This is a genomic window from Actinocorallia aurea (assembly GCF_054783995.1).
Genome location: NZ_BAAGPQ010000028.1, coordinates 211,895 through 233,884 on the forward strand (window position 1 = coordinate 211,895; position 21,990 = coordinate 233,884).

General features: G+C 73.7%; 20 protein-coding genes. 12 read left to right on the top strand and 8 right to left on the bottom strand.

Annotated elements, in window-relative coordinates:
• The first annotated feature begins 2 nt into the window (after positions 1-2).
• The 9 genes from ACYVOM_RS31855 to ACYVOM_RS31895 all read left to right on the top strand — a co-directional run bounded on the left by ACYVOM_RS31855 (position 3) and on the right by ACYVOM_RS31895 (position 9,138).
• The gene (locus tag ACYVOM_RS31855) at positions 3-1,646 is read left to right on the top strand and encodes an ABC transporter substrate-binding protein (RefSeq protein WP_460307255.1); all 1,644 of its coding nucleotides are present in this window, start codon (positions 3-5) and stop codon (positions 1,644-1,646) included.
• Positions 1,631-2,617, top strand: coding sequence for an ABC transporter permease (locus ACYVOM_RS31860; protein ID WP_460307256.1), 987 nt, complete (start codon positions 1,631-1,633; stop codon positions 2,615-2,617). Before ACYVOM_RS31855 ends, ACYVOM_RS31860 begins: the two co-directional genes overlap by 16 nt.
• Positions 2,614-3,435: an ABC transporter permease gene (locus tag ACYVOM_RS31865; protein WP_460307257.1), complete on the top strand. Its 822-nt coding sequence runs from the start codon at positions 2,614-2,616 to the stop codon at positions 3,433-3,435. Before ACYVOM_RS31860 ends, ACYVOM_RS31865 begins: the two co-directional genes overlap by 4 nt.
• On the top strand, positions 3,432-5,036 hold the full coding sequence (locus tag ACYVOM_RS31870; RefSeq protein WP_460307258.1) for a dipeptide ABC transporter ATP-binding protein: 1,605 nt from the start codon (positions 3,432-3,434) through the stop codon (positions 5,034-5,036). Before ACYVOM_RS31865 ends, ACYVOM_RS31870 begins: the two co-directional genes overlap by 4 nt.
• Positions 5,037-5,135: 99 nt before the next feature.
• The gene (locus tag ACYVOM_RS31875; RefSeq protein WP_460307259.1) at positions 5,136-6,323 is read left to right on the top strand and encodes a cytochrome P450; all 1,188 of its coding nucleotides are present in this window, start codon (positions 5,136-5,138) and stop codon (positions 6,321-6,323) included.
• Positions 6,320-6,526, top strand: coding sequence for a ferredoxin (locus ACYVOM_RS31880; protein WP_460307260.1), 207 nt, complete (start codon positions 6,320-6,322; stop codon positions 6,524-6,526). The genes ACYVOM_RS31875 and ACYVOM_RS31880 overlap by 4 nt, the downstream gene beginning before the upstream one ends.
• On the top strand, positions 6,523-7,707 hold the full coding sequence (locus ACYVOM_RS31885) for an acyltransferase family protein (protein WP_460307261.1): 1,185 nt from the start codon (positions 6,523-6,525) through the stop codon (positions 7,705-7,707). Before ACYVOM_RS31880 ends, ACYVOM_RS31885 begins: the two co-directional genes overlap by 4 nt.
• A 16-nt stretch (positions 7,708-7,723) precedes the next feature.
• A complete protein-coding gene (locus tag ACYVOM_RS31890) occupies positions 7,724-8,935 on the top strand; it encodes a cytochrome P450 (RefSeq protein WP_460307262.1) in 1,212 nt (403 codons plus the stop codon).
• A gap of 8 nt (positions 8,936-8,943) precedes the next feature.
• On the top strand, positions 8,944-9,138 hold the full coding sequence (locus tag ACYVOM_RS31895) for a ferredoxin (RefSeq protein WP_460307263.1): 195 nt from the start codon (positions 8,944-8,946) through the stop codon (positions 9,136-9,138).
• A 234-nt stretch (positions 9,139-9,372) separates the two neighbouring features.
• Here ACYVOM_RS31895 and ACYVOM_RS31900 read toward each other — a convergent pair whose 3' ends face one another.
• The 4 genes from ACYVOM_RS31900 to ACYVOM_RS31915 all read right to left on the bottom strand — a co-directional run bounded on the left by ACYVOM_RS31900 (position 9,373) and on the right by ACYVOM_RS31915 (position 14,463).
• Complete coding sequence (locus ACYVOM_RS31900) at positions 9,373-10,371, bottom strand: aldo/keto reductase (protein ID WP_460307418.1); 999 nt, start codon at positions 10,369-10,371, stop codon at positions 9,373-9,375.
• Between the two features lie 2 nt (positions 10,372-10,373).
• A complete protein-coding gene (locus tag ACYVOM_RS31905) occupies positions 10,374-10,919 on the bottom strand; it encodes an allene oxide cyclase barrel-like domain-containing protein (protein WP_460307264.1) in 546 nt (181 codons plus the stop codon).
• Positions 10,920-11,035: 116 nt separating this feature from the next.
• On the bottom strand, positions 11,036-13,777 hold the full coding sequence (locus ACYVOM_RS31910) for a LuxR C-terminal-related transcriptional regulator (protein ID WP_460307265.1): 2,742 nt from the start codon (positions 13,775-13,777) through the stop codon (positions 11,036-11,038).
• Between the two features lie 89 nt (positions 13,778-13,866).
• On the bottom strand, positions 13,867-14,463 hold the full coding sequence (locus tag ACYVOM_RS31915) for a TetR/AcrR family transcriptional regulator (protein WP_460307266.1): 597 nt from the start codon (positions 14,461-14,463) through the stop codon (positions 13,867-13,869).
• Between the two features lie 103 nt (positions 14,464-14,566).
• On the opposite strand from ACYVOM_RS31915, the gene ACYVOM_RS31920 reads away from it, so the two are divergent.
• A complete protein-coding gene (locus ACYVOM_RS31920; protein WP_460307267.1) occupies positions 14,567-15,982 on the top strand; it encodes an MFS transporter in 1,416 nt (471 codons plus the stop codon).
• A 47-nt stretch (positions 15,983-16,029) separates the two neighbouring features.
• On the opposite strand, the gene ACYVOM_RS31925 is transcribed toward ACYVOM_RS31920, so the two are convergent.
• Complete coding sequence (locus ACYVOM_RS31925) at positions 16,030-17,694, bottom strand: BTAD domain-containing putative transcriptional regulator (RefSeq protein WP_460307419.1); 1,665 nt, start codon at positions 17,692-17,694, stop codon at positions 16,030-16,032.
• Positions 17,695-17,751: 57 nt separating this feature from the next.
• On the opposite strand from ACYVOM_RS31925, the gene ACYVOM_RS31930 reads away from it, so the two are divergent.
• Positions 17,752-18,876: an FAD-dependent oxidoreductase gene (locus ACYVOM_RS31930; RefSeq protein WP_460307268.1), complete on the top strand. Its 1,125-nt coding sequence runs from the start codon at positions 17,752-17,754 to the stop codon at positions 18,874-18,876.
• Positions 18,877-18,901: 25 nt separating this feature from the next.
• On the opposite strand, the gene ACYVOM_RS31935 is transcribed toward ACYVOM_RS31930, so the two are convergent.
• A complete protein-coding gene (locus ACYVOM_RS31935) occupies positions 18,902-19,639 on the bottom strand; it encodes an oxygenase MpaB family protein (protein ID WP_460307269.1) in 738 nt (245 codons plus the stop codon).
• Entirely contained in the window at positions 19,636-20,451 is an 816-nt protein-coding gene (locus ACYVOM_RS31940; RefSeq protein ID WP_460307270.1) for an oxygenase MpaB family protein, read from the bottom strand. The genes ACYVOM_RS31935 and ACYVOM_RS31940 overlap by 4 nt, the downstream gene beginning before the upstream one ends.
• Positions 20,452-20,506: 55 nt before the next feature.
• Here ACYVOM_RS31940 and ACYVOM_RS31945 point away from each other — a divergent pair, with 55 nt between their 5' ends.
• Positions 20,507-21,127, top strand: coding sequence for a TetR/AcrR family transcriptional regulator (locus ACYVOM_RS31945; RefSeq protein WP_460307271.1), 621 nt, complete (start codon positions 20,507-20,509; stop codon positions 21,125-21,127).
• Positions 21,128-21,339: 212 nt separating this feature from the next.
• Here ACYVOM_RS31945 and ACYVOM_RS31950 read toward each other — a convergent pair whose 3' ends face one another.
• Entirely contained in the window at positions 21,340-21,942 is a 603-nt protein-coding gene (locus ACYVOM_RS31950; protein WP_460307272.1) for a TetR family transcriptional regulator, read from the bottom strand.
• Positions 21,943-21,990 lie beyond the last annotated feature (48 nt).

A 21,990-nucleotide genomic window follows, 5' to 3' on the forward strand; every position in this document is an offset into this window, starting at 1 on the left:
GGATGGGTGCGAGCACAGCGTTGAGATGGAGTGCGGCGGGAGCCGCGGCGGCGCTGTTCCTGGCGGCGGGCTGCTCCGCCGGCGGGGACGGCGATGGCGGAGGCGGCGCCGCGGGGCAGCCGCGCGACGGCGGGGTCCTCAAGCTCGCCATCGAGAAGGAACCGGAGTGCCTCGACCCGCACCAGACTCCGACGCAGTCGGGCCGGCTGCTGTCCCGCCCGATCCTCGACTCGCTGGTCTACCAGGACCAGAAGGGCGCGCTGCACCCGTGGCTCGCCACCGCGTGGACGGTCTCCGACGACGGCCTGAAGTACACCTTGAAGCTGCGCCAGGGCGTCACCTTCACCGACGGCGCGGTCTTCGACGCCGCGTCGGTCGTCGCGAACCTCGACCACGTGGTCGACCCGAAGACCAAGTCGCTGCTGGCCTCCAGCCTCGTCAGCGCCTACGACTCGGCCAAGGCCGTCGACGCCCAGACCGTCGAGGTCACCCTGAGCGAGCCGGACTCCGGCTTCCTCGCGGCGCTGGCCACCCCGAACCTCGGGATCCACTCGCCCAAGACGCTCGAAGGCGACCCCGCCGACCTGTGCGCGAAGATCGTCGGATCGGGGCCGTTCGCGAGCGCCGGCGGATTCGTCCCGCAGCAGGGCATCACCTACACCAGGAACACCGCCTACGCCTGGGGCCCGGAGGGCGCGGCGAACCAGGGCGCGGCGCACCTGGACGGGGTCGAGGTCCAGGTCCTGCCCGACGACCCGGCCCGCGCGGGCGCCCTCACCAGCGGCCAGGTCGACGCGGTGACGGCACTGCCGCCCACCACCGTCCGCGAGCTGAAGGGCGACGCCTCCTTCAAGGTGCACACGGTGCCCTACCCCGGCGCCAACTACAGCTACTGGCCCAACACCGCGCAGGGCCCGCTGAGCGACGTGCGGATCCGCAAGGCGCTGCGCGCGGGCATCGACTGGGACAAGATCGTGCGAAACGTCTTCTTCGGCGTCTACACCGGCGCCGAAGGCGTGCTGTCCGAGTCGACGCCGGGCTTCGACGCGTCCGTCAAGCCCTCCTACGCCCACGACCCGGCCGCCGCGGCGGCGCTGCTGGACGAGGCGGGCTGGACCGCGCGCGACGCCGACGGCTACCGCACCAAGGACGGCAAGCGGCTCAAGCTCCGGCACATGTGGTCCGATCCCTCGGTCGAGACGCTCGCCGTGCAGATCCAGGCGGCGGCCAAGGAGCTCGGGATCGAACTCGTCGAGGAGAACCTCGACGGCGGCACGTTCGTCGAGCGCCTCCTGAAGGGCGACTACGAGCTCATCGACACGAGCTTCTCCTCGCCCGGCCCGGACGTGCTGCGCGTCCTGTTCGGCAAGGAGAACATCCCCACGCCCGAGCGCGGCATCAGCAACAACATGGCCCGGTACGACAACGCCGAGGTCGAGGCCGACTTCGACAAGGCGCTGCGGGCCAAGGACGCCGAGGAGCAGTACGGCGTCTACGGTGCGGTCCAGCGGCGGATCACCGAGGACGCGGCGGTCCTGCCGATCTACACGCCGCTGTCCTCGCTGTCGACGCGGACGGGCGTGGGCGGCGTCGCCTTCGCCGTCGACGGGACCGCCAACCTCGCCGAGATATGGCTGGAGTCCTGAAGACCGGCCCGGCGGGGAGCGGCGCCCCCGCCGGCGCCGGCCGCGGCGAGCTGGCCCGCCTGGTACTGATCCGGGCGGGCGGCTCGGCCGCGGTCCTGTGGGGCGCGGTGACCGCCACGTTCCTGCTGATGCGCCTCATGCCGGGCGACACCGCCGACGTTCTGCTGGCCCGCACGACGGTGACGCCGGAGGCCAGGGCGCGGATCATCGCCGACTACCGCCTGGACGATCCCGTCGCCGCCCAGTACATCGCCTATCTCGGCCGGATCCTGCGCGGCGACTTCGGTGAGTCCTACGTGCTGCGCAGGCCCGTCACCGAGGTCCTCGGCGCGCAGATCCCGCACACCATGGCGCTGCTGGCCGCCACGCTCGTCGTGACCGTCGCGGCGTCGGTGGTCCTGGCCCTCGTCAGCGCCGGGGCGGGCCGGGGCACCCGCGCCCTGTTCGCGGCGGTCGAGGCCCTGCTGGTCGCGGTGCCGCCGTTCTGGCTCGGGCTGATGCTGCTGACGGCGTTCTCCTTCTCGCTCAGGCTGTTCCCGGCCTCCGGCTCCTCCCTGAGCGCGCTGGTGCTGCCCACGCTGGCGCTGGCCGCGGGGCCCGTCGGGCTCGTGACGGGCGTCCTGCGCGAGGGCATGCTGCGGGCGCTGGAGGAGCCTTTCGTGCTCACCGCGCGCACCCGCGGCATCAGCGAGACCGCCGTGCGGGCCAGGCATGTGCTGCGGCACTCGCTGCTTCCCGCGACGAGCCTCCTCGGCTGGATCGCCGGCACCCTCATCGGCGGAGCCGTGATCATCGAGATCGTCTTCTCCCGCCAGGGCGTCGGCAGGCTCGTGCTGACCGCCGTGCAGAACAAGGACCTGCCGCTGGTGACGGCCGTCGTGCTCCTGTCGGCACTGGTCTTCGTGCTCTTCACCATCGTCGTGGACCTCGTCACCTGGTTCGCCGACCCCAGGACCAGGGAGGACGCGTGAGGCGTTCGCTCACCGGCGTGCGGCCCGCCCTGTGGCCCGCGCTCGCCCTGCTGGTGCTCTTCGCCGCGATGGCCGCCGCGCCAGGGCTGTTCACCGGCACCGACCCCGACGCCGCCGACCTGTCGGCGACCTTCGCCCCGCCCGGCGCCGAGCACTGGCTCGGCACCGACGAGAACGGCCGCGACCTGTGGGCCCGCATCGTCTACGGCGCCCGGCCTTCGCTGCTCATCGGCACCGGCTCCGTCGTCGTCGCGCTGCTCGGCGGCGCGGTCGTCGGCGTCGCCGCGGCCCAGCTCGGCAGGTTCGTCGACCAGGCCCTCAGCCGCTCCCTCGAGGTGCTGCTGTCGGTGCCGTGGCTCCTGCTGGTGTTCCTCGTCGTCGCGGTCCTCGGCCCCGGCACGTTTCCCGCGATGGTCGGGCTCGCCCTGGTCACCCTGCCGGGATTCGCGCGGGTCGTGCGCGCCGAGGTGCTGCGCCTGCGTGCGGCGCCCTTCGTCGAGGCGGCCCGCGGCTTCGGGTGGAGCCGCTCGCGCGTCACGCTCCGGCACGTCGTGCCCAATGCGCTCGGACCGGTGCTCGCGGTGGCCACCGTGACCCTCGGCGCGATGATCGTCGCCGGGTCCTCGCTCAGCTTCGTCGGGCTCGGCCCGCAGCCGCCCACCGCCGAATGGGGCGCGATGCTCGCGGCGAGCCGCCGCACCCTCTCGGTCGCCTGGTGGCCCGCGGCGTTCCCCGGCATCGCCCTCACCCTCGCCGTCCTCGCCGTGACCGCGGTAGGCCAGGACCTCCAGCGCCGTGCCGACGGGAGGCACCAGTGACCCATCCGGCGGCGGAGCCGCTCGTCACCGTCAGCGACCTGCGGGTCGCCTTCACCCGTGCCCGCGGGCGCGCCCGGGTCGAGGCCGTGCGCGGTGTCTCCTTCACCGTCGCGCCCGGCCAGGTGGTCGCGGTGGTGGGGGAGTCGGGCTCGGGCAAGAGCGTCACCGCGCGCAGCCTCGTCGGCCTGGCGGGGGAGCGCGCCGAGGTCCGCGCCTCCGCCCTTGAGTTCGACGGCCAGGACCTCACCCGCCTCGACACCCGGGGCTGGCGCGCCCTGCGCGGGCGGCGCGTCGGCTTCGTGCTGCAGGACGCGCTCGGCTCGCTCGACCCGCTGCGCAGGGTCGGCGCCGAGATCGCCGAACCCCTGCGCGAGCACCGCACGGTACCGCCGTCCGCGATGCGCGCGGAGGTCGAGCGGCTGCTGGACGAGGCGGGGGTGCCCGCGCCCGCGGTGCGGGCCCGCCAGTACCCCTACGAGCTGTCGGGCGGGCTGCGCCAGCGGGCCCTCATCGCCTCCGCGCTCGCCGCGCGCCCCGACCTGCTCATCGCCGACGAGCCCACCACCGCCCTGGACGCGACGGTCCAGCGCCAGGTGCTGCGGCTGCTGCGCGCCCGCGCGGACGCGGGCACCGCGATCCTGCTCATCACGCACGACCTGGGCGTGGTGGCCGAGATCGCCGACCACGTGCACGTCATGCGCGACGGCGCCTTCGTCGAGGAGGGTCCGGCCCGCCGGGTGCTGGAGAAGCCCGGGCACTCCTACACCCGCGCCCTCGTCGGCGCCACGGCGCGGCGCCGCCGCGCGGAGCCGCCGGCCGAACCGGTCGCGGTCCTGGCCGCCGAAGGACTCGCCAAGTCCTTCAAGCTCCCCGGCGGGCGCCTCCTGCGCGCCGTGGACGGGGTGTCGTTCACCGTCGAGGCGGGCCGCACGCTCGGGATCGTCGGAGAGTCCGGCTCAGGCAAGACGACGGTCGGACGGCTGCTCATGGGGCTCGTCACGCCGGACGCGGGCGCCGTGCGGGTCGGCGGGCGCGCCTGGCACGAGCTGCGCGGCGCCGACCTGAGGGCCGCGCGCCGCCGCGTCCAGATGGTCTACCAGCACCCGGTCGGCTCGTTCGACCCCCGGCTCACCGCGCGCCGCCTCCTGGAGGAGCCGCTGCGCGCGGCGGGCGCGGGCGCCACCGAGCGCGCGGAACGCGCCGCCGAGCTGCTCGCCCAGGTGGGCCTGTCCCCGGACGTGCTGGACCGCAAGGGGCGCGAGCTGTCCGGCGGCCAGGCCCAGCGGCTGGCCATCGCCAGGGCGCTGGCCTGCGACCCGGACGTGATCGTCGCCGACGAGCCGGTCTCGGCGCTCGACGCCTCGGTCCAGGCCCAGGTCCTCGACGTGTTTGCCGAGGTCCAGGAGAGCCGCTCGGTCGCCTACGTGTTCATCTCCCATGACCTCGGCGTCATCCGCAGCCTCGCCGACCGCGTCGCGGTCATGAAGGACGGGTCGATCGTCGAATCCGGAGAAATGTCGAAAGTATTCGACGCACCAGAGCACCCGTATACGAAAGAGCTACTCGACTCCGTTCCCCGCCTTCGGCTTAACCCCTTCTAAGGCCCGGCTTAACCGCCCTTGTTCCCCATTCGAATAATGCCTACCTTTTGCAGCAGCGCATCGACCGGAAAATGCAGAAGAAGCGAAAGGGAGCGAAAGATGACGGAGGCTCCGCCGTATCCGCAGCCCCGCACATGCCCCTATGAGCCGCCCCCCGGCTACGCCGACATCGGCGCCCGCGGACCTGTGCTCAAGGTGAGGCTCTACGACGGACGTGAGGCCTGGATGGTCACCGGCTACCGCGAGTCCCGCGAGATCCTCACCCACCAGAACCTGTCGTCCCAGCGAACCCACCCGAACTTCCCCATCGTCGCGCCGCGGTTCCGCTCGCAGATCGCCAGGACCCTCGCGCTCATCGCGATGGACCCGCCCGTGCACGACACCTACCGGCGCTACCTCAACCCGCACTTCAGCCTGAAGGCGGTCCGGCGCATGCGGCCGGAGCTGGAGCGGATCGTCGCCGGATACGTCGACGACATCCTCGACCACGGCCCGCCGGCCGACCTCGTCAAGCTCCTCGCGGTGCCGCTGCCGTCCCTGGTGATCTGCCGCCACCTCGGCGTGCCCTACGAGGACCACGAGTTCTTCCAGGACGCCAGCGGCGCGGTCATGCTCGGCACCGAGGAGGAGTCGGCGACCGCCGCGCAGCAGCTCGTGGACTACATCGACCGGCTGGTCGCCGATCAGGTGAAGAACCCCACCGACGGCCTGCTGGGCACGCTGGTCCGCGAGCGCGTCGCCACCGGCGACATCGGCCACGACGAGCTGGTGTCGATCGCGCTGGTGCTGCTCATCGCGGCGCACGAGACCACCTCCTCGTCCCTCGCGCTCGGCGTCATCACCCTCCTGGAGCACCCCGGGCAGATCGCGCAGCTCCGGGAGGACCCGGACCTGGTGCCGGGCGCGGTGGAGGAGCTGCTGCGCTTCATCGCCACCACCGACCTCGTGGCCACCCGGGTGGCCAAGGGCGACATCGAGATCTCCGGGCACACGATCCGGGCGGGCGAGGGAGTCCTGGTCTCCGGCACCCTGGCCAACCGCGACGCCGCGGTGCACGAGGAGGCCGACGTGCTCGACATCCGCCGCGAGAATCCCCACCACGTGACGTTCGGGTTCGGCATCCACCAGTGCCTCGGGCAGAACCTCGCCCGGCTGGAGCTGGAGATCGCCTTCCGCGAGCTGATCACCAGGATTCCGGGGATGCGCCTCGCCGCCGACGTCGCCGACCTGCCGATCCTGGGCGCGGGCACCGTCCAGCGCGTCCTCAGCCTCCCGGTGGAGTGGTGAGCGCCGTGCTGGTGGAAGCCGACCGCGAGTCCTGCATCAGCGCGGGCCGCTGCATGGCCGCGAACGGAGCCGTCTTCGACCAGGACGAGGAGGGCATCGTCGTCGTGCTCGCGCCGGCTCCGGCGGCCGAGCACCGCGAGAGCGTCCGCAAAGCCGCCTATCTCTGCCCCGCCGGGGCGATCAAGCTCAGGAGCGAGCCGTGACCGCCCACCCCGCGCCGCCGTCCGGCTCCCGCCTGCCCTCCCTGACCCGCCTGCCCTCCCTTACCGGGATGCGGTTCTTCGCCGCCTTCCTCGTCTTCGTCTGCCACTCCCTGGTCACCGGCTGGTTCCACCCGGGCACCCAGGCCGCCCTCGGCGACTTCGCGTTCGCCTCGGGCTGGCTCGGCGTCGAGTTCTTCTTCGTCCTCAGCGGGTTCGTCCTGGCCTGGGCGGTGCGGGAGGGGCAGAGCCGCAGGGAGTTCTGGCGCCGCCGCCTGACCAAGGTCTACCCCAACCACGTCATCACCTGGCTCGGCGCGCTCGCCCTGGCGGCCTGGGCGGGCCGCACCCTCGACCTGGTGGACCTGCTGCCGTCCCTGTTCCTCGTGCACACCTGGCTGCCGCGCGCGGAGTACATCCTCACCGTCAACGTCGTCACCTGGTCGCTGGCCTGCGACCTGTTCTTCTACCTGGCCTTCCCGTTCCTGTGGGCGCTGGTCCGGCGCATCCCCGAGCGGCTGCTGTGGGCCTCGGCCGCCGCCGTCGCCGCACTCGTCATCGCGCTCCCCGCGATCGCGCTCGCCGCGCTGCCCGGTGAGCCGAGGCTGCCCGGCCAGGAGATGTCGCTCACCCAGAACTGGTTCCTGGTGTCCTTCCCGCCCGTGCGCGCGCTGGACTTCACCCTGGGGATCCTGATGGCCCGGATCGTCCGGGCCCGCCGCTGGATCGGCCTGCCGCCGCTCGCGGCGCTCGCCCTGCTCGCGGTCGGGTTCGCCGCGCAGATCGCGCTGTGGCCCACCGTGTACGGGCTCACCGCGGCCGTCGTCGTCCCGATCGCCCTCCTCATCCCGGCCATCGCCGTCTCCGACGTGCGCGGGGACCGGTCGTTCCTGCGCACCCGTCCCCTGCGGTGGCTCGGCGAGGTCTCCTTCGCCTCCTACCTCGTGCACTTCCTGGTGCTTTCCTTCGCCCACGTGCCGTTCGGCGCCACGCGGAGCTGGGACGCGCCGGTCGCTTTCGCGATCGTCGCGGGGCTGTGGATCGTCACGACGGCGCTGGCGTGGGCGCTCTACCGCTTCGCCGAGACCCCGGCGATGCGCCTGTGGGCCGGTCCTCGCGGGACCCGGCCGCCCTCCCGTCCCGCCGTTCCCGGCGGCGGGGCGCCCGTTCCGGAACTCTCGTGAGAAGGTGGCCGCGGCAATGACCGTCGAAACGAACCTGCCAGCCTATCCGCAGGACCGGCAGTGTCCCTACCAGCCCTCGCCCGGTTATCAGGAACTCGGCGAGCAGGGTCCGCTGCACCGGGTCCGCCTTTTCGACGGTAAATGGCTCTGGCTCGTCACCGGCCATTCCCAGGGGCGGCGCCTGCTCGGCGACCCGAGAATGTCGGCCGACCGGTCCCGCGAGGATTTCCCGGTGGTGCTCCCGCGGTTCGAGGCGCCCATCTTCAAGCCGCTCGCGCTCATCGGTTTCGACCCGCCGGTGCACAGCGTCCACCGCAGGCTCCTCGCGCCGGACTTCAGCCTGAAGCACGTGCGCGCGCTCCGCGAGCAGGTGACCGCGCTGGCGCACCGGCTCATCGACCGGATCGTCGAGGCAGGCGCCCCGGCCGACCTGCTCGACGCCTACGCGCTGCCCATCCCGTCGATGGTGGTCTCGGAACTGCTCGGCGTCCCCTACGACGACCACGAGTTCTTCGAGGCCAGGACCGTCGACCTGCTCCAGGCCACGTCCCCCGAGGGAGCCGAGCAGGCGGGCCAGGCCCTGTGGGACTACCTCGACCGGCTCATCACCGCCAAGGAGCGCGACGGCGCGGACGACGGCGTGATCGCCAGGCTCGCCGCGCACGTGGACGGCGCGGACCTCACCCGCGACGACCTCCTGCGGATCGCGCTCGCTCTGCTCCTCGGCGGGCACGACACCACATCCCAGATGATCGCGCTCGGCGTCGTCACCCTCCTGGAGCACCCCGACCAGGTGGAGCTACTGCTGGCCGAGCCGGACCGGGTCCCGGCCGCCGTGGACGAACTGCTGCGGATCGTCTCGGTGACGGACGTGTCCGGGGTGCGGGTGGCGCTGGAGGACATCGAGATCGACGGCCACACCGTCCGCAAGGGGGAGGGCGTCCTCGTCTCGTCCTCCATGGCCAACCGCGACCCGGATGTCTACCCCGACCCGTACCGGTTCGACGTCCGCAGGACCGAGGGCTCGGTCGGCCGCCAGCACCTCACGTTCGGCTTCGGCATCCACCAGTGCCTCGGCCAGAACCTCGCCCGCATGGAACTGGAGGTCGCGTTCACCGTCCTGTTCCAGCGCCTCCCCGGCCTCCGCCTCGCCGTCCCGCGCGAGGAGCTCGCCTTCCGCAAGGGCGGCACCATGCAGGGCGTGCACCGCCTCCCCGTCGAGTGGTAAGGACATCCATGAAGGTCACCGCCGATCGCACCCGCTGCATGGCCGCAGGCCACTGCGCCGTGACCGCGCCGACGGTCTTCGACCAGGGCGACGACGGCCTGGTCGTGGTCACCGACCCCGCCCCGGACGCAGCCGCGCACGCCGACGTGCTGCTCGCCGCGCGCCTGTGCCCGTCGCAGGCCGTCTCCGCCCACGACGCCTGACCCCGCTCCGGGACGCGCGCGCGTCCCGGACCCCTGACCCCGCCCGGGTGACACGGCGCGTCCTGCCGTGCCCCGGGCGGCGGCACGCCCGGAGCGCTTCCGGGGCAGGGCCGGGGCCGCCGAAAGGCCGGGGCCGCCGAAGGCCGGGGACACAGAAAGGCCGGGGACACAGAAAGGCCGGGGACACAGAAAGGCCGCCGGCGCCCGAGGGCGACGGCGGCCGGATCCACCGGATCAGGACTCGATATAGGCCATGCTCTGCTCGTTCCAGCGCGTTCCGGCGACCGCCGCCGGTGGGACGGCGGCCTCGACCGCCGCGAGGTCCGACGGGCTGAGCGACAGGAACGCCGCGTCGATGTTCTCCTCCAGGTGGCTGCGCCGCTTGGAGCCGGGGATCGGCACCACGTCTGGGCCCTGGTGGTGCAGCCACGCCAGCGCGAGCTGCGCCGCGGTGGCGCCGAGGCCGTCGGCGACCGCGGAGAGGCCGTCCACGAGCGGCAGGTTGGCCGCGAGGTTGCCGGGGGCGAAGCGCGGCAGTCCGAACGCGCGGAAGTCGCCGTCGCCGAACTGGTCGGCCGAGCGGATAGTGCCGGTCAGGAAGCCGCGGCCGAGCGGGGCGTAGGGGACGACGGTGACGCCCAGCTCCCGGCAGACCGCCAGGATCGAGTCCTCCAGCCCCCGCGACCACAGCGACCACTCGGTCTGAAGGGCCGCGACCGGGGCCACCGAGCAGGCGCGCCGGAGCGTCTGCGGCCCCGCCTCGCACAGGCCGATCTCCCTGACCTTGCCCTCGCGGACGAGCTCGGCCATCGCCCCGATGGTCTCCTCGATGGGCGTGGCGGCGTCCACGCGCGTCAGGTAGAGCAGGTCGACGTGGTCGGTGCCGAGCCTGCGCAGCGAGGCCTCACAGCTCTGCCTGACGTAGGCGGCGTCCCCGCGGACGCCGGCGCCCACGCCCGGACCCGGCCGCACGACCCCGAACTTGGTGGCGAGCACCGCCTCGTCCCTACGTCCCGCCACCGCCCTGCCGAGGAGCTCCTCGTTGGCGCCGTGGCCGTACACGTCGGCGGTGTCCAGGAGCGTCGCGCCGAGATCGAGGGCACGCCGCACCGTCGCGATCGCCTCGCGCTCGTCGGTCGGGCCGTAGAACTCCGACATGCCGAGGCAGCCGAGGCCCTGGGCGCCGACGGTGAGCGCGCCGATCCTGCGGGTGGGAAGGCGGGTGAGCGTCATGGTCACGCCCGGTACAGCACGATCGACGACGCGTACGTGGTGTGCGCGTCCTTGAGCGGCCGGAACTGGCGGAAGCCGATGGCGCCGCGCAAGGGCCCGTCCACGACCACCGCGGGGAAGCCCGCGGCCTCGCCCTCGGTGAGCAGCGCGTCGTCCACCAGGCCGCCCGCGCGGATCACGTTGCCGTCCAGCAGTTCGATCCGCTCGCCGAAGTAGGCGATGAAGTGGCCGTCGGACTCGCGCCGGTAGAGCATGCGGCCCGCGCCGGCGGTCCGGCCGAGCGGCTCGCCGTCCGGGCCGAAGATCTCCAGCTCGACCTCGGCGAAGTCGTCGAGGGTGGGGGTGCCGCCGGTCGGGTCGGGGTTGGTGGAGTGGTACTTGACGACCTTCTCGGTCAGCCCGTGCAGCAGCAGCGCCGCCTCCGGCCTGGCCAGGCCCGCGATCCGGTCGTCCACGGTCGCGGGCGGGGCCGCCACGAGCGGCACCGCCCAGGTGCCGAGGGTGTCCAGCAGGGGGCCGATCTGGTCGGCAAGCAAGCGCAGGTCCACGGGCACGGTCGCCTCCGTCGGGCAGGCCGGGCCGCCCGCCGCTCGGGCGGCCCTCCGGAAGGCCGACCTTAGGCAAGCCCGCAAAAGCCGTCCTAAATGTCGACTCTTTCCCGTGCTCAGCTCTCTGCCGCGCCCGCCTGCCGGACGGCGAGGGCGAGCTGCATCCGCGAATTGACCCCCGTCTTGCGGTACACGCGGGTCAGGTGCACGTCCACGGTCCGCTGGCTGATCGAGAGCCGCTCGGCGATCTCCCGCCGGCTCAGGCCCGAGCACAGCAGCAGCGCCACCTCCCGCTCGCGCCCGGTGAGCGTGCCGAACGCCTCCAATGCCGCGATCGGCTCGCCGGGGCCGCCCTCGGGGCCGGCGGCCTTGGCGCGCAGCCACGCGGTCATCGTCTCAGCGCCCGCCCGGCGGGCGATCTCCAGCGCCAGGTCGGTGAACTGCGCGGCCTGCGTCGCACGGCCCAGCTCGGCATGCGCGCGCGCCGCGTGGCCGAGCGCGTAGCACTGGGCGATGGCCATCCCGACCGACGCGAACGTTTCGGCGGCCCGCCGATAGAGGCCGCCCGCCTCGGCGAGCGAGCCTTGCACGCGGCACAGGTGGCCGTGGCACAGGTCCGCGTAGCCGAGGTTGTGCGGCAGGGGAGCCTCGGCCGTGTGCGCGCGGGCGGCCTCCGCCCACTCCCGTATGGGCGTGCCGGCGTCCATGCCCGCGGCGCACAGCAGCTCCCACATCATGGTCCGCTGCCCCGAGGGGACGCCCGGGAGGCCGGGGCCGCGGCCCTCGTTGAGCAGGAGGGCGACGCAGTGCGCCGGGTCGCCGTCGAGCCACGCGCACTGGGCGAGGGTCAGCACCGCGAGCGAGGCACTGCCGTTGACGTTGACCCGCAGCGGCGTGTGCCTGCCGAGCGCCTGCTGGGCCAACGCCCGCGCCCGGTCGCTGCCCGGGGGTTGCGTCCACACCTCGGCCGCGGATTTGAGCGCCACCGCCTGGCAGTGCCGCAGCGCGTTGCCGACGGCGGACTCGATGATGGCGGCGTCGGCGGAGTCGCGCGCCTGGCGCAGCAGGCCGAGATGCCGCTCGGACTCGCTCAGCATCACCAGGAGCGTCGGCAGCAGGTACGTGCCCTGCCTGCGCCGGGCGATCTCCACGCCGCGCCGCAGGTGCCGCTGGGCCTCGCTGTAGCGGCCGAGGTACAGGCCCGCCAGCGCAAGGGTGCACACCGCCTCCAGGTGGCGGGCGAGCTGGTGCTCGGGGAGGCGGTCGAGCAGCCTGCCGGTCTCGGCCACCGCCTCGGCGGCCTCGGCGACCCGCCCTTCGGCGATCGCGGTGAGCCCCATCAGGGACAGCAGCCCGGCGCGCACGGGGTCGGCGGCGTCATGGGCGCGCAGAGCCTCGGCGACCTCCGCGGCGTCGGCGGGACCCCCGAACATCACCTCGCGGAATCCGCGGGCGAACACGACGCGGGCGCGGGCGGGCCCCTCGCGCAGGGACGGCCTGCGCGCGTATTCCTGGAGCAGGGCGAGCGTCTGCACGTCCTGGCTCAGCACGGCCTCCACTCCCGAGACGAAGGCGGCGCACGCGGCGATCGCGTCCTCGTCGGGGCGCTCGGCCTGGGTCTCGTGCACCAGGAACAGCAGCTCGCGGCTCTCCTCCAGGCGGCCGAGCCTGCCGAACGCCGTGCTGAGCGCCAGGCGCGCTCGGACGCCCAGCGGGTCGGCCGGAGGCGCTTCGGCGAGGACGGGGGTCAGGCAGAAGACCGCCTCGCTGACATCGCTGTCGAGGATCTCCTCGGCGGCGGAGACGATCTGCTCCAGCTCCCCGGCCCGCACCTTGGCCGAGGCGCTGACCAGGTGGAAGCCGAGCTGCGGCCCGGCCTGGCCGCGCGCCGACAGCCGCTGCACCGCGCGCTGGTGCGCGCTGGCCGCCCAGCACGGGTCGATCGTGCGGCGCAGCAGCGTGCCGAACACCTCGTCGCGGATGGAGAACAGCGTCTCGATCGGCTGCTCGACGCGCACGAGGTCGCGCCGGACCAGGCTGCGGATGACCGCGGAGACCACCACGGGGTCGAGCCCGGCGACCTCGGAGAGCAGGTCGAGGTCGAACCGGCTGCGCAGGATCGCCGCGGCGTGCAGGACGTACCGCTCGTTCAGCCCGAGGTCGCGGGTCTCGTGCAGCACCGCGAACTCGAAGGGCGCGACCGCCGCGCCGTCGCGGGTGCGCGCGGCGTGCTCCAGGGCCTGGAGCGCGCGCAGCCGGAACGGGTTGCCGCCGCTGCGGCGGCGCAGCTCGTAGGACGGCCGCACCTCGGAGATGGCGGTCATCTGCTCGTCGGTCAGCGGTTCGAGGTCGATCCGCGCGGTCCTGCCGAAGGCGGTGGTGAGCGAGATCGCCTCGATCAGCTCGGGCGGCGCCTGGCCGGGGCGCAGCGACACCACGACGTCGACGAGCGGGGCCGGATCGCCGTGCGCGAGCGCGACGAGCTCGCGGACCGTCCGCTCGTCGGCGAGGTGGGCGTCCTCCAGCACCAGCAGTTCGCGCGAGGGCCTGCGCCGCCGCGGCAGCACCGTGACCTCGGTCGTCTCCGCGCGCGCCCGGGCCCGCCGCAGCAGCGTGCGGGCCGTGTCGATCGCGGCCCCGCCGCTGCCGTCGCGCGCGCACCGGTGCACGGTGGCGGGCAGCGCCGTCCACTGCCGCTCCCGCACCAGCGCGGCGAGCAGGTGGGTCTTGCCCGACCCGGGCTCGCCGACGACGGCGATGAGCCTGCCCTGCGGCCCCGCCTCGTGGGTGAGGGCGCCCAACCGGTCGAGCAGGTCGCCGCGGGCCGAAGTCGGACCGTGCTCCGGAGACTCCGTCATGACTCACCTCCAGGGATACCCAACTTAAAAAGTAGATTTAGTAGAACTTCAAGGCGAGGGGCTGGCTGAGGCCGGTCCTATGATTCGGATCACATCCTGTGGGTGGTGATGCCGGAGAGGAACAGGTGCAGGAAGCGGACGCCGTCGTAACGGCCCGTGTTCTCGTGTACCCAGGCCGCGGCCGTCACGAGGTCGAGGACGTCGCCGGGCGTGACGTCCCGGCGCACCGCCCCGGCGGCCTGCGCCTCGGCGAGCAGTCCCGAGCCGCTCGCGTGCAGGACGCCGCACACCGCGCCCGACGGCGTGCCCTCCGCGCCGTTGGCCAGGATGCCGACCAGCCCCCGGTAGGTGCCGAGATGGCGCACGGCGCCCCGCATCCACGCGGTGAGCGCGGCCAGTGGGTCGGGCGAGCCGGCGAGCCGCGCCGCCTCGGCCTCCAGGGCCGCGAGGCCCTCGCGGGTGGCCGCCTCGACCAGGGCCTCGCGGGTCGGGAAGTGCCGGTACAGGGTCCCCACCGCGACACCGGCCCGCGCCGCGATGTCCTCCAGTGACGCGGCCGAGCCGGACTCCTCGAACGCGGCGCGGGCCGCGGTGAGGATCGCGTCGTAGTTGCGCCGCCCGTCGGCGCGTCCCGGGCGCCGGGCGACGCCGGATCCGTCCCCGGGTGACGGGTTGGTCTTCGCCACGGCAGATCTCCCGCTTGACTAACTGAGGATGCCTCAGGTTAAACTCGCATCGCCTAAACTGAGGCTGTCTCAACATAATATGCGCGCCCATCTTGGAGGCTCCGTGAGCGCTGAGACCGTCCCCGGCCCGACCAGTGCGCCGGTGGACCGTACCTGGGCCTTGGCCCTTACCGCGATCGTCGGGGCGGAGTTCATGCTCCAGCTCGACGGCACGGTCGTGAACGTCGCGCTGCCGACGCTCCAGTCCGACCTGGGGCTGTCGGTCGCCGACGGCTCGTGGATCCCGAACGGGTTCTTCCTCGCCTTCGGCGGCCTGCTCCTGCTCGCCGGAAGGCTCGGCGACGTCCTCGGCCACCGGCGCGTCTTCCTGTCCGGCATCGGCCTGGTCGTCGTGGCCTCGCTCGTCGCCGGGCTCGCACAGAACCTGGAGGTCCTCATCGCCGGGCGCGTCCTGCAAGGCGCCGGCGCCGCACTGGCCGGGCCCACCGGGCTCGCGCTCCTCGCCGCGGTCTCCTCCGCGGACCGTCAGCAGCGCGCCTTCGGGCTCTACTCGACCGTCACCGGGCTCGGCGCGTCGGCGGGCATGGTGCTCGGCGGCCTCCTCACCTGGGCCGGCGACTGGCGCTGGAGCCTGCTCGTCAACGTCCCGGTCGGGCTCGCGCTCATCGCCGTCGCACTGAAGGCGCTCGGCCTGCGCGACCCGGAGACGAGACGGCGCCCGCTCGGCCTTCCCAGCGCGCTCCTGGTCACCGCGGCGCTCACCAGCGCCGTCTACGGCCTCGTGCACGCCGCGGAGAAGGGCTGGGGCGACCCCTGGACGATCGGGGCGCTCGCCGCCGCCGCGGTCCTGGCCGCCGTGCTGCTGCTCGTCGACGCGCGCGCGGCCGACCCGCTGCTGCCGCTGCGCATCTTCGCCTCGCGCGACCGCGCGGGCGCGGTGCTCGACCTGCTGCTCCTCGCCGCGGTCCTCACCGGCTTCCTGATCTACCTCGTGCAGTACCTGCAGAACGTGCTCGGCTTCGACGCGCTGCGCAGCGGCCTCGCGATCCTGCCGTTCGGGCTCGCCCTGCTGGTGAGCACCCAACTGCTCACCAAGCACATCGCGCGCTTCTCGCTGAAGGCCCGCGGCGTGGCCGGGCTGCTGCCGATCCTGGCCGGCGTCGCCTGGCTCACCGCGCTGGACGGCGGCAGCGACTACCTCACCGGGGTACTCGGCCCGATCGTCCTCATGGGCCTGGGGGTGGGTGTCGCCATCATCCCCTTCAACATGATCATCCTGACGACGGCGCCCGCCGAGTACGCGGGCGTCACCGCGGGCGTGCTGCAGACCGCGCTCACCATCGGCGGATCGCTCGGCCTCGCCGTGCTCCTGCTGCCCTACACCGCGGCGGGCGGTCCCGCCGAGACGATCTCCGGGGTCTTCACGGTGGCGGCGGGGATCCTCGTCCTCGCCCTCCTGGTCGCGCTGGCCTTCTGGTTCGGGCCCGGCGCCCGGCGCGCCGAGGCCGCGCAGGAGTGAAGGGGGCGGGCGGGGCGCGGGCCGATCGGCCCGCGCCCCGCCCGCGCTCAGCCCGCCACGGCCAGCAGGTCGGGGTCGGCCTCCATGATCGCGGACTGGAGCCGGCGCATCGTGTGGCGCGGGTCGAGCCCCAGCTCGTCGCGGAGCACCCGGCGCGCGGCCTGGAACGCCTCCAGTGCCTCCGCCCGCCGGCCCGACCGGTGCAGCGCCAGCATGAGCTGCTCGCGGAACGTCTCGTTCAGCGGATGCTCCTCCACCCAGCGCGACAGGTCGCGGATGAGCTCGCGATGCCGTCCGGTGCGCAGCGAGCACTGCGCGATGGCCTCCAGGCACTCCAGCCGGACCTCCTCGGCCCACCGCGCGAACGTCCCCACGATGAGCCCCTGCGGCACGCCCGAGAGCACGGGGCCCCGGAACAGCGCGGCGGCGGCGGTGAATCCCGCGAGCGCGCGCTCGGGGTCGTCGCGCAGCGCCGAGACGCCCTGGGCGTGCAGCCTCTGCAGGTGATGGGAGTCCACCAGCGTCTCGTCCACCGCCAGCACGTACCGCTGGGCGTGGGTGTGGATCTCCGCGCCGCCCGGCGGCAGCACGTTCTTGCGCAGCTGCGAGATATAGACGTGCAGCGCCGCGCGCGCCCGCCGCGGCGGCCCGTCGCCCCACAGCTCGTCGATGAGCTCGTCGGTCGAGACGGGCTGGTTGGCGCGGATGAGCAGGGCGGCGAAGAGCGCCTCGACCTTGGGCGCGCTGATCGTCCGCGGCTCCGCGCCGCCCATCCGCAGCGGTCCGAGCAACTGGTAGTCCATGGGTCCTCCCACAAGGCCACGGCGGCCCGGGGTGGACGGCCGACTCCCGACAAATCCGACAGGAAAGATTTTCATCCCTCCGGCCCACCCGCACATCAGCGAAAATGCGTACTTCGCCCCACTTCGCACACTTACTCCCCCCACCGACCCCGTGCGCCCCGCCCACCCCGTCCGCACCCTCGCCCACAGCCGCCCCGACAGCCCGGGAGAACCCGGCTCCGACCGCGCCGCCCTCCTGCAGGTCCAGGGCAGAAGCAGGCGGACCAGGGCGAAATGGGCGAGGTGGTTGACCGCGAAGGTCTCCTCGAATCCGTCGGCGGTGGTGCGGGTCCCGGAGACGACCTGCACGCCCGCGTCGCAGACGAGCGCCCCGATCGTCCAGGGGTCGCCCCAGCCCTTCTCCGCGGCGTGCACGAGGCCGTAGACGGCGCTGGTGAGCGCCGCGGTGACCAGGAGCGCGCTGGGAAGGCCGAGCGGGCGCCGTCTCGTCTCCGGGTCGCGCAGGCCGAGCGCCTTCAGTGCGACGGCGATGAGCGCGAGCCCGACCGGGACGTTGACGAGCAGGCTCCAGCGCCAGTCGCCGGCCCAGGTGAGGAGGCCGCCGAGCGCCGCGGCGCCCGCGGCCAGAAGCGCGCGCATCCGCTCCTCCGCGGTCCCTTCGAGGCTCTCCCAGGCGGGAAGCCCGGCGAACCACCACGCGGCGCCGCGCTCCATGACGGCGGCGAGCAGCCCGTCCTTGCTCCCGAAGTACCAGTACACCGACGGCGCGGGCACTCCCGCCTCCCGGCACACGACCGACACCGGGGTGCCGGCGAAGCCGCGTTCGCTCATCAGCCTCTCGGCCGCAATGAGCGTTACATATATTCGCAGGGTTCCGCACGCCGGGCCTTCGAAATTGGGCCTGGGCAGGCTGCCGACATTGCTCTACGACTTGTAGTACTACAAATCGTAGACAAGGAGGCCGGGATGCGGGTTCTGGTGGTGGGGGCGGGCGTGAGCGGGCTCGCGGCGGCGCTGGGGTTGCTGCGGGACGGGCACGAGGTCACGGTGCTGGAGCGGGCGGGGGAGCCGCGCACGGAAGGCGGAGCCGTCATGCTGTGGCCGAACGGGGTCACGGTCCTGCGCGACCTCGGCCTCGACGGCGTCGGCACCGTCGTGTCCGGGGTCTCCCTGCGGAGCGCGCGCGACCGGCCGGTGATGGAGCTGCCCGGCGCGGAACTGGAGGAGCGGCTCGGCGCGCCGAGCGTCTGCGTCACCCGGCGCGACCTCACCGGGCGGCTCCTCGCGGCGCTGCCGGAGGGGACCGTCAGGTTCGGGGAGCGCTTCACCGGGTTCGCCGACGACGGCCGTGCCGTCCGCGTCGCGACGGCGGCGGGGACCGCCTACGAGGCCGACCTCCTCGTCGGCGCCGACGGCATCCGCTCGCGCGTCCGCGCCGCCCTGTTCGGCGCGGAAAGCCCGCGCTCCACGGGCTTGGCGACATGGCAGGGGCTCACCCCGTCGAAGATCGACCTCGGCGGGCGGTCCCTCCTGCTCCTCGGCAGGCAGGGCGACGCCGGGTTCACCCAGGTGGGCGACGGCCTCCTGCAGTGGTTCTTCAGCGTGCCCGAGACCGCCCCGACGGCCCGTCCGCTCGACTACCTCGCCGACCGCTTCGGCTCGTGGGCGGCCCCCGTGCCCGAGCTGCTGGCCGAACTGGCCGACGCCGACGTCGAGCACTACCCGAACCGCCGGCGGCGCATCCCGCGGCAGTGGGGACGGAACCGCTGCGTCCTCATCGGCGACGCGGTCCACGGCATGCCCCCGATCCTCGCGCAGGGCGCCAACCAGGGGCTTGAGGACGTCTCGGTCCTTCTCGCCCTCGTGCGCACCGGCCGCCTCGCCCGCCTCGGCCCCCTGCGCGCCCGCCGCGCCCGCCTCGCCTCGTTCGTCGCCGGCCGCACCCGCTACGCCGAAGGCCCCGCCGCCCTGGCCCAGTCCGAGCCCGCCCTGCGCCTCATGGCGCTGGCCCCGTCGGCCGTCACCAAGGCGGCCCTGCCCGCCCTCATCAGGGCCACCAGCAACAGGCTGGCCGGCGTTCCGGCCGGATGACCCGCATCGCGGGGGCCGGCCGGGCTCAGCGCGCGGCCGGCCAGCGGCGGACGGAACGGGGGAGAAGCGGCCAGGCGGTGCCGACGGTGCGGGCGTAGGCCCGCAGCCTTCGCTCGTCCGACGGGGTGACGGTGAGGTCGAGGAGGTCGCGGGCGCGCTCGGGCAGGAGCGCCGGTACGAGCCCCTCGGGCAGCAGCCGGGGCAGCCAGACGTCCGGGTGGAGGAGCTGCTCGCGGTACTCCTCCAGGGCCGGGCTCGCCTCCAGGACGTCGGCGCACACCTCGGCGAAGTAGCGGGTGAAGGACGCGTGGTCCGGGGGGACGCCGCGCTCGCTGACGCCGTAGCGCCGGTACCACACGCGGCACTCCTGGTAGAGGCGTTCGCGTCCGTCCGGCGTGAGCGGCCGGTCGAAGAGGTCGATCATCGTCATCAGCGCGTCGACGTAGGTGGCGTGCTCCCAGAAGAAGACGTCCGGGGCCAGGGCGTCGTAGCGGCGGCCTGCGTGGTCCTGCCCCGCGACCCGCCGGTGCGCCCGGCGGACCCGGGCCGCCGCGTCGGCCCGGTAGACGACGGCGACCGCCCGCGGCACGGCGCGCGCCTGCTGCCGCCACAGGGATCCGGCGTAGCGGTGGTGCTCGACGGCGGCCGCCGCGATCGCGGGGTGCAGCAGTTGCAGGGCCGCCGCCCGCGGCATGACGAGCCCGTAGCGGCGGTCCCCGGCGTAGCGCCGCAGCACTGAGCGCGGCCCGAACTCCTCGCTCACGCGGCGGACGCGACGGGCCGCCGCCCCTGGTACCGCTGCCAGCGCGTCCTGCGGGCGACGCGGACGAGCCCGCGGACCGGCAGGTGCCGCACCTGCTCCGGCACCAGGCGCAGAACGGCCCCCAGAGCGGACACGAGCAGGCGGAAGGCCAGCGCGTGCGCGGGGCTCCAGCGCAGCCCGTACTGGCGCCGGATGGGCTCGGGCAGGAGCCCCGCGGTGATCAGCCGGTTGAGCGGGGCGGCCGGCCGCAGCGACCACTGCCGGGGGTAGAGGACGGCCTGGGCTTCCCCGCGGGCGACGTCGCCCACCTGGAGCGAGGCGATCTGCTCGGCCCAGTAGCGCGCGAAGGCCTCGGCGTCCTCGGGCACCGCCTCGCGGGGCGCGCCCAGCAGCGTCGCGAGCGAGACGGACTCCTGGTAGAGGCGTTCGGCGGTGGCGGGGTCGAGGGGGCCGTGCAGGCGCTCGTGGAAGTCCCGTGCCTGGTGGTAGAGGGTCGCGAAGACCCAGGTGAGCAGTTCGGCGTCGTGCGCGGAGTAGCCGGGGCCCTGGACGCGGTCGTGCGCGCGCATCGCGTGCCAGGCGATCCTGTGCGCCTCCTCCTTCGTGCCGAAGACGACCATGCCGAGGTAGTCGAGGGTGGAGTAGAGGCGTACGCGCGGATTGTCCTTGAAGTCGCTGTGCTCGGCGACCCCTCGCGCGACGTTCGGGTGCGCCAGCTGGAGCAGCAGCGCGGAGGCTCCGCCGAGAACCGTCTGCGGTTCCGCGGTGATCCGCCGGATGGTTGCCGTGTCCTCGAACAGTCCGGTTCGCATGCCGTTCCCCTAAGAGAAAAGATTACGTTTCTCTTAGGACGATAACCTGGAGGGCATGGTGCTGCAAGTGTTCACTTACGTGACCCTTCCCCGGCATCGGCACGGCCTCGCCCGCGCCGAGGTGGGGTCCGCGCAGCGTGCGCGCATCCTCAACGCGGCGGCCGAGACCGTCGCCGCCCGCGGATACGGCAAGGCCACGGTCACCGAGATCACCCGCCGGGCCGGGGTCTCTACCAAGACCTTCTACGAGCTCTTCGACGGCAAGGAGGCGGCCTTCCTCGCCGTCTACGACGACCTCGACGTCCTCATCGAGACCGCGCAGCCGACGGCCGGGCAGGGGACCGGCACCGGAGACGAGCCGCGCGTCCGGCTGCACGCGGCCCTGGACGCGGCCCTGGAGATGCTCGCCGCGGCGCCCCACCTGACGAGGATGCTCGCCATGGAGGCGGTGGGCGGCGGCCCCGTCATCCTGGCCCGCCGCAACGCCTCCTTCCGCCGGTTGGCCGCGCTCGTCGCCGACCTCCTCGACCGCCCGCCGACCGACCTCCTCGTCACCGCCTACCTCGGCGGCCTCGCCGAACTGGTCGTCCAGCACCTCACCGGTGCCCTCCCCGACCCCGCCCCCGAAATCCACCGCTTCACCGACGCCCTCTTCTTCCCCACCGAGGCCAGGTAGCCGAAGCCAGGGTTCGGTCCTGGCCACGATCAACTCCGACGACCCCGCCTACTTCGGCGGGTATGTCGCCGACAACTTCGCGGCCGTCACCCGTCGGCTGAACCTCACGGCCGAGACCGTGGGCGCAGCGTTCCCGCAGCGAGTACCGAGGCGAAGCGAACGGAAACAGGAGGCCGTGCGCGCGCATGGCCGGGTCCCGGACGCAGGAACGGTCAGGGCTCTTCGGGGTGGGCGGCGTCTCGTTCGATGCCCTCGACGAGGTAGCGGAGGTGGAGCCGGAAGAGGTGGTCGGACTCGGCTCGGGACATCGCGGGAGGCGCGGCGGCGCGGCTGCGGGCGGTACCGCCGCGGCCTTCGAAGCGGGCGGGTTCGACCAGGGTGCCGGCGACGGCCGTCCACACGACCAGGCGGCAGGCGCGGGTGGCGGCGTCCGGGGGGAACCCCGCCGCGCGCAGCGCCGCGTGCAGCGGCCGGGAGACCTCGACGTAGGGGGAGCTGCGGTGTCCCAGGAGGCGGAGCAGATCGGTGGTGGCCAGGAGGCGGTCGCGCAGCGCCGTCGCCCAGCGGAGCGCGTAGTCCTGCCAAGGCTCGTCCGGCTCCTGTCCGGGGACGGAGCCGGCGAGGAGGTGGCACGACATGGCGTCCAGAAGGGACTCCTTGTTGCCGACCCGGCTGTACAGCGGCACCGGAGAGACCCCGAGGCGGGCCGCGACGGTCCGCATGCTGACGGCGTCCAGCCCCTGCTCGCCGAGGATCTCCACCGCGGCCCGGACGATCTCGTCGGCGTCCAGGTCGAACGCGGGACGTCCGGCCACGGTCAGGACCCCTCCCCGTGCGGGGCGGTGGCGCCGGTGCGTTCCAGG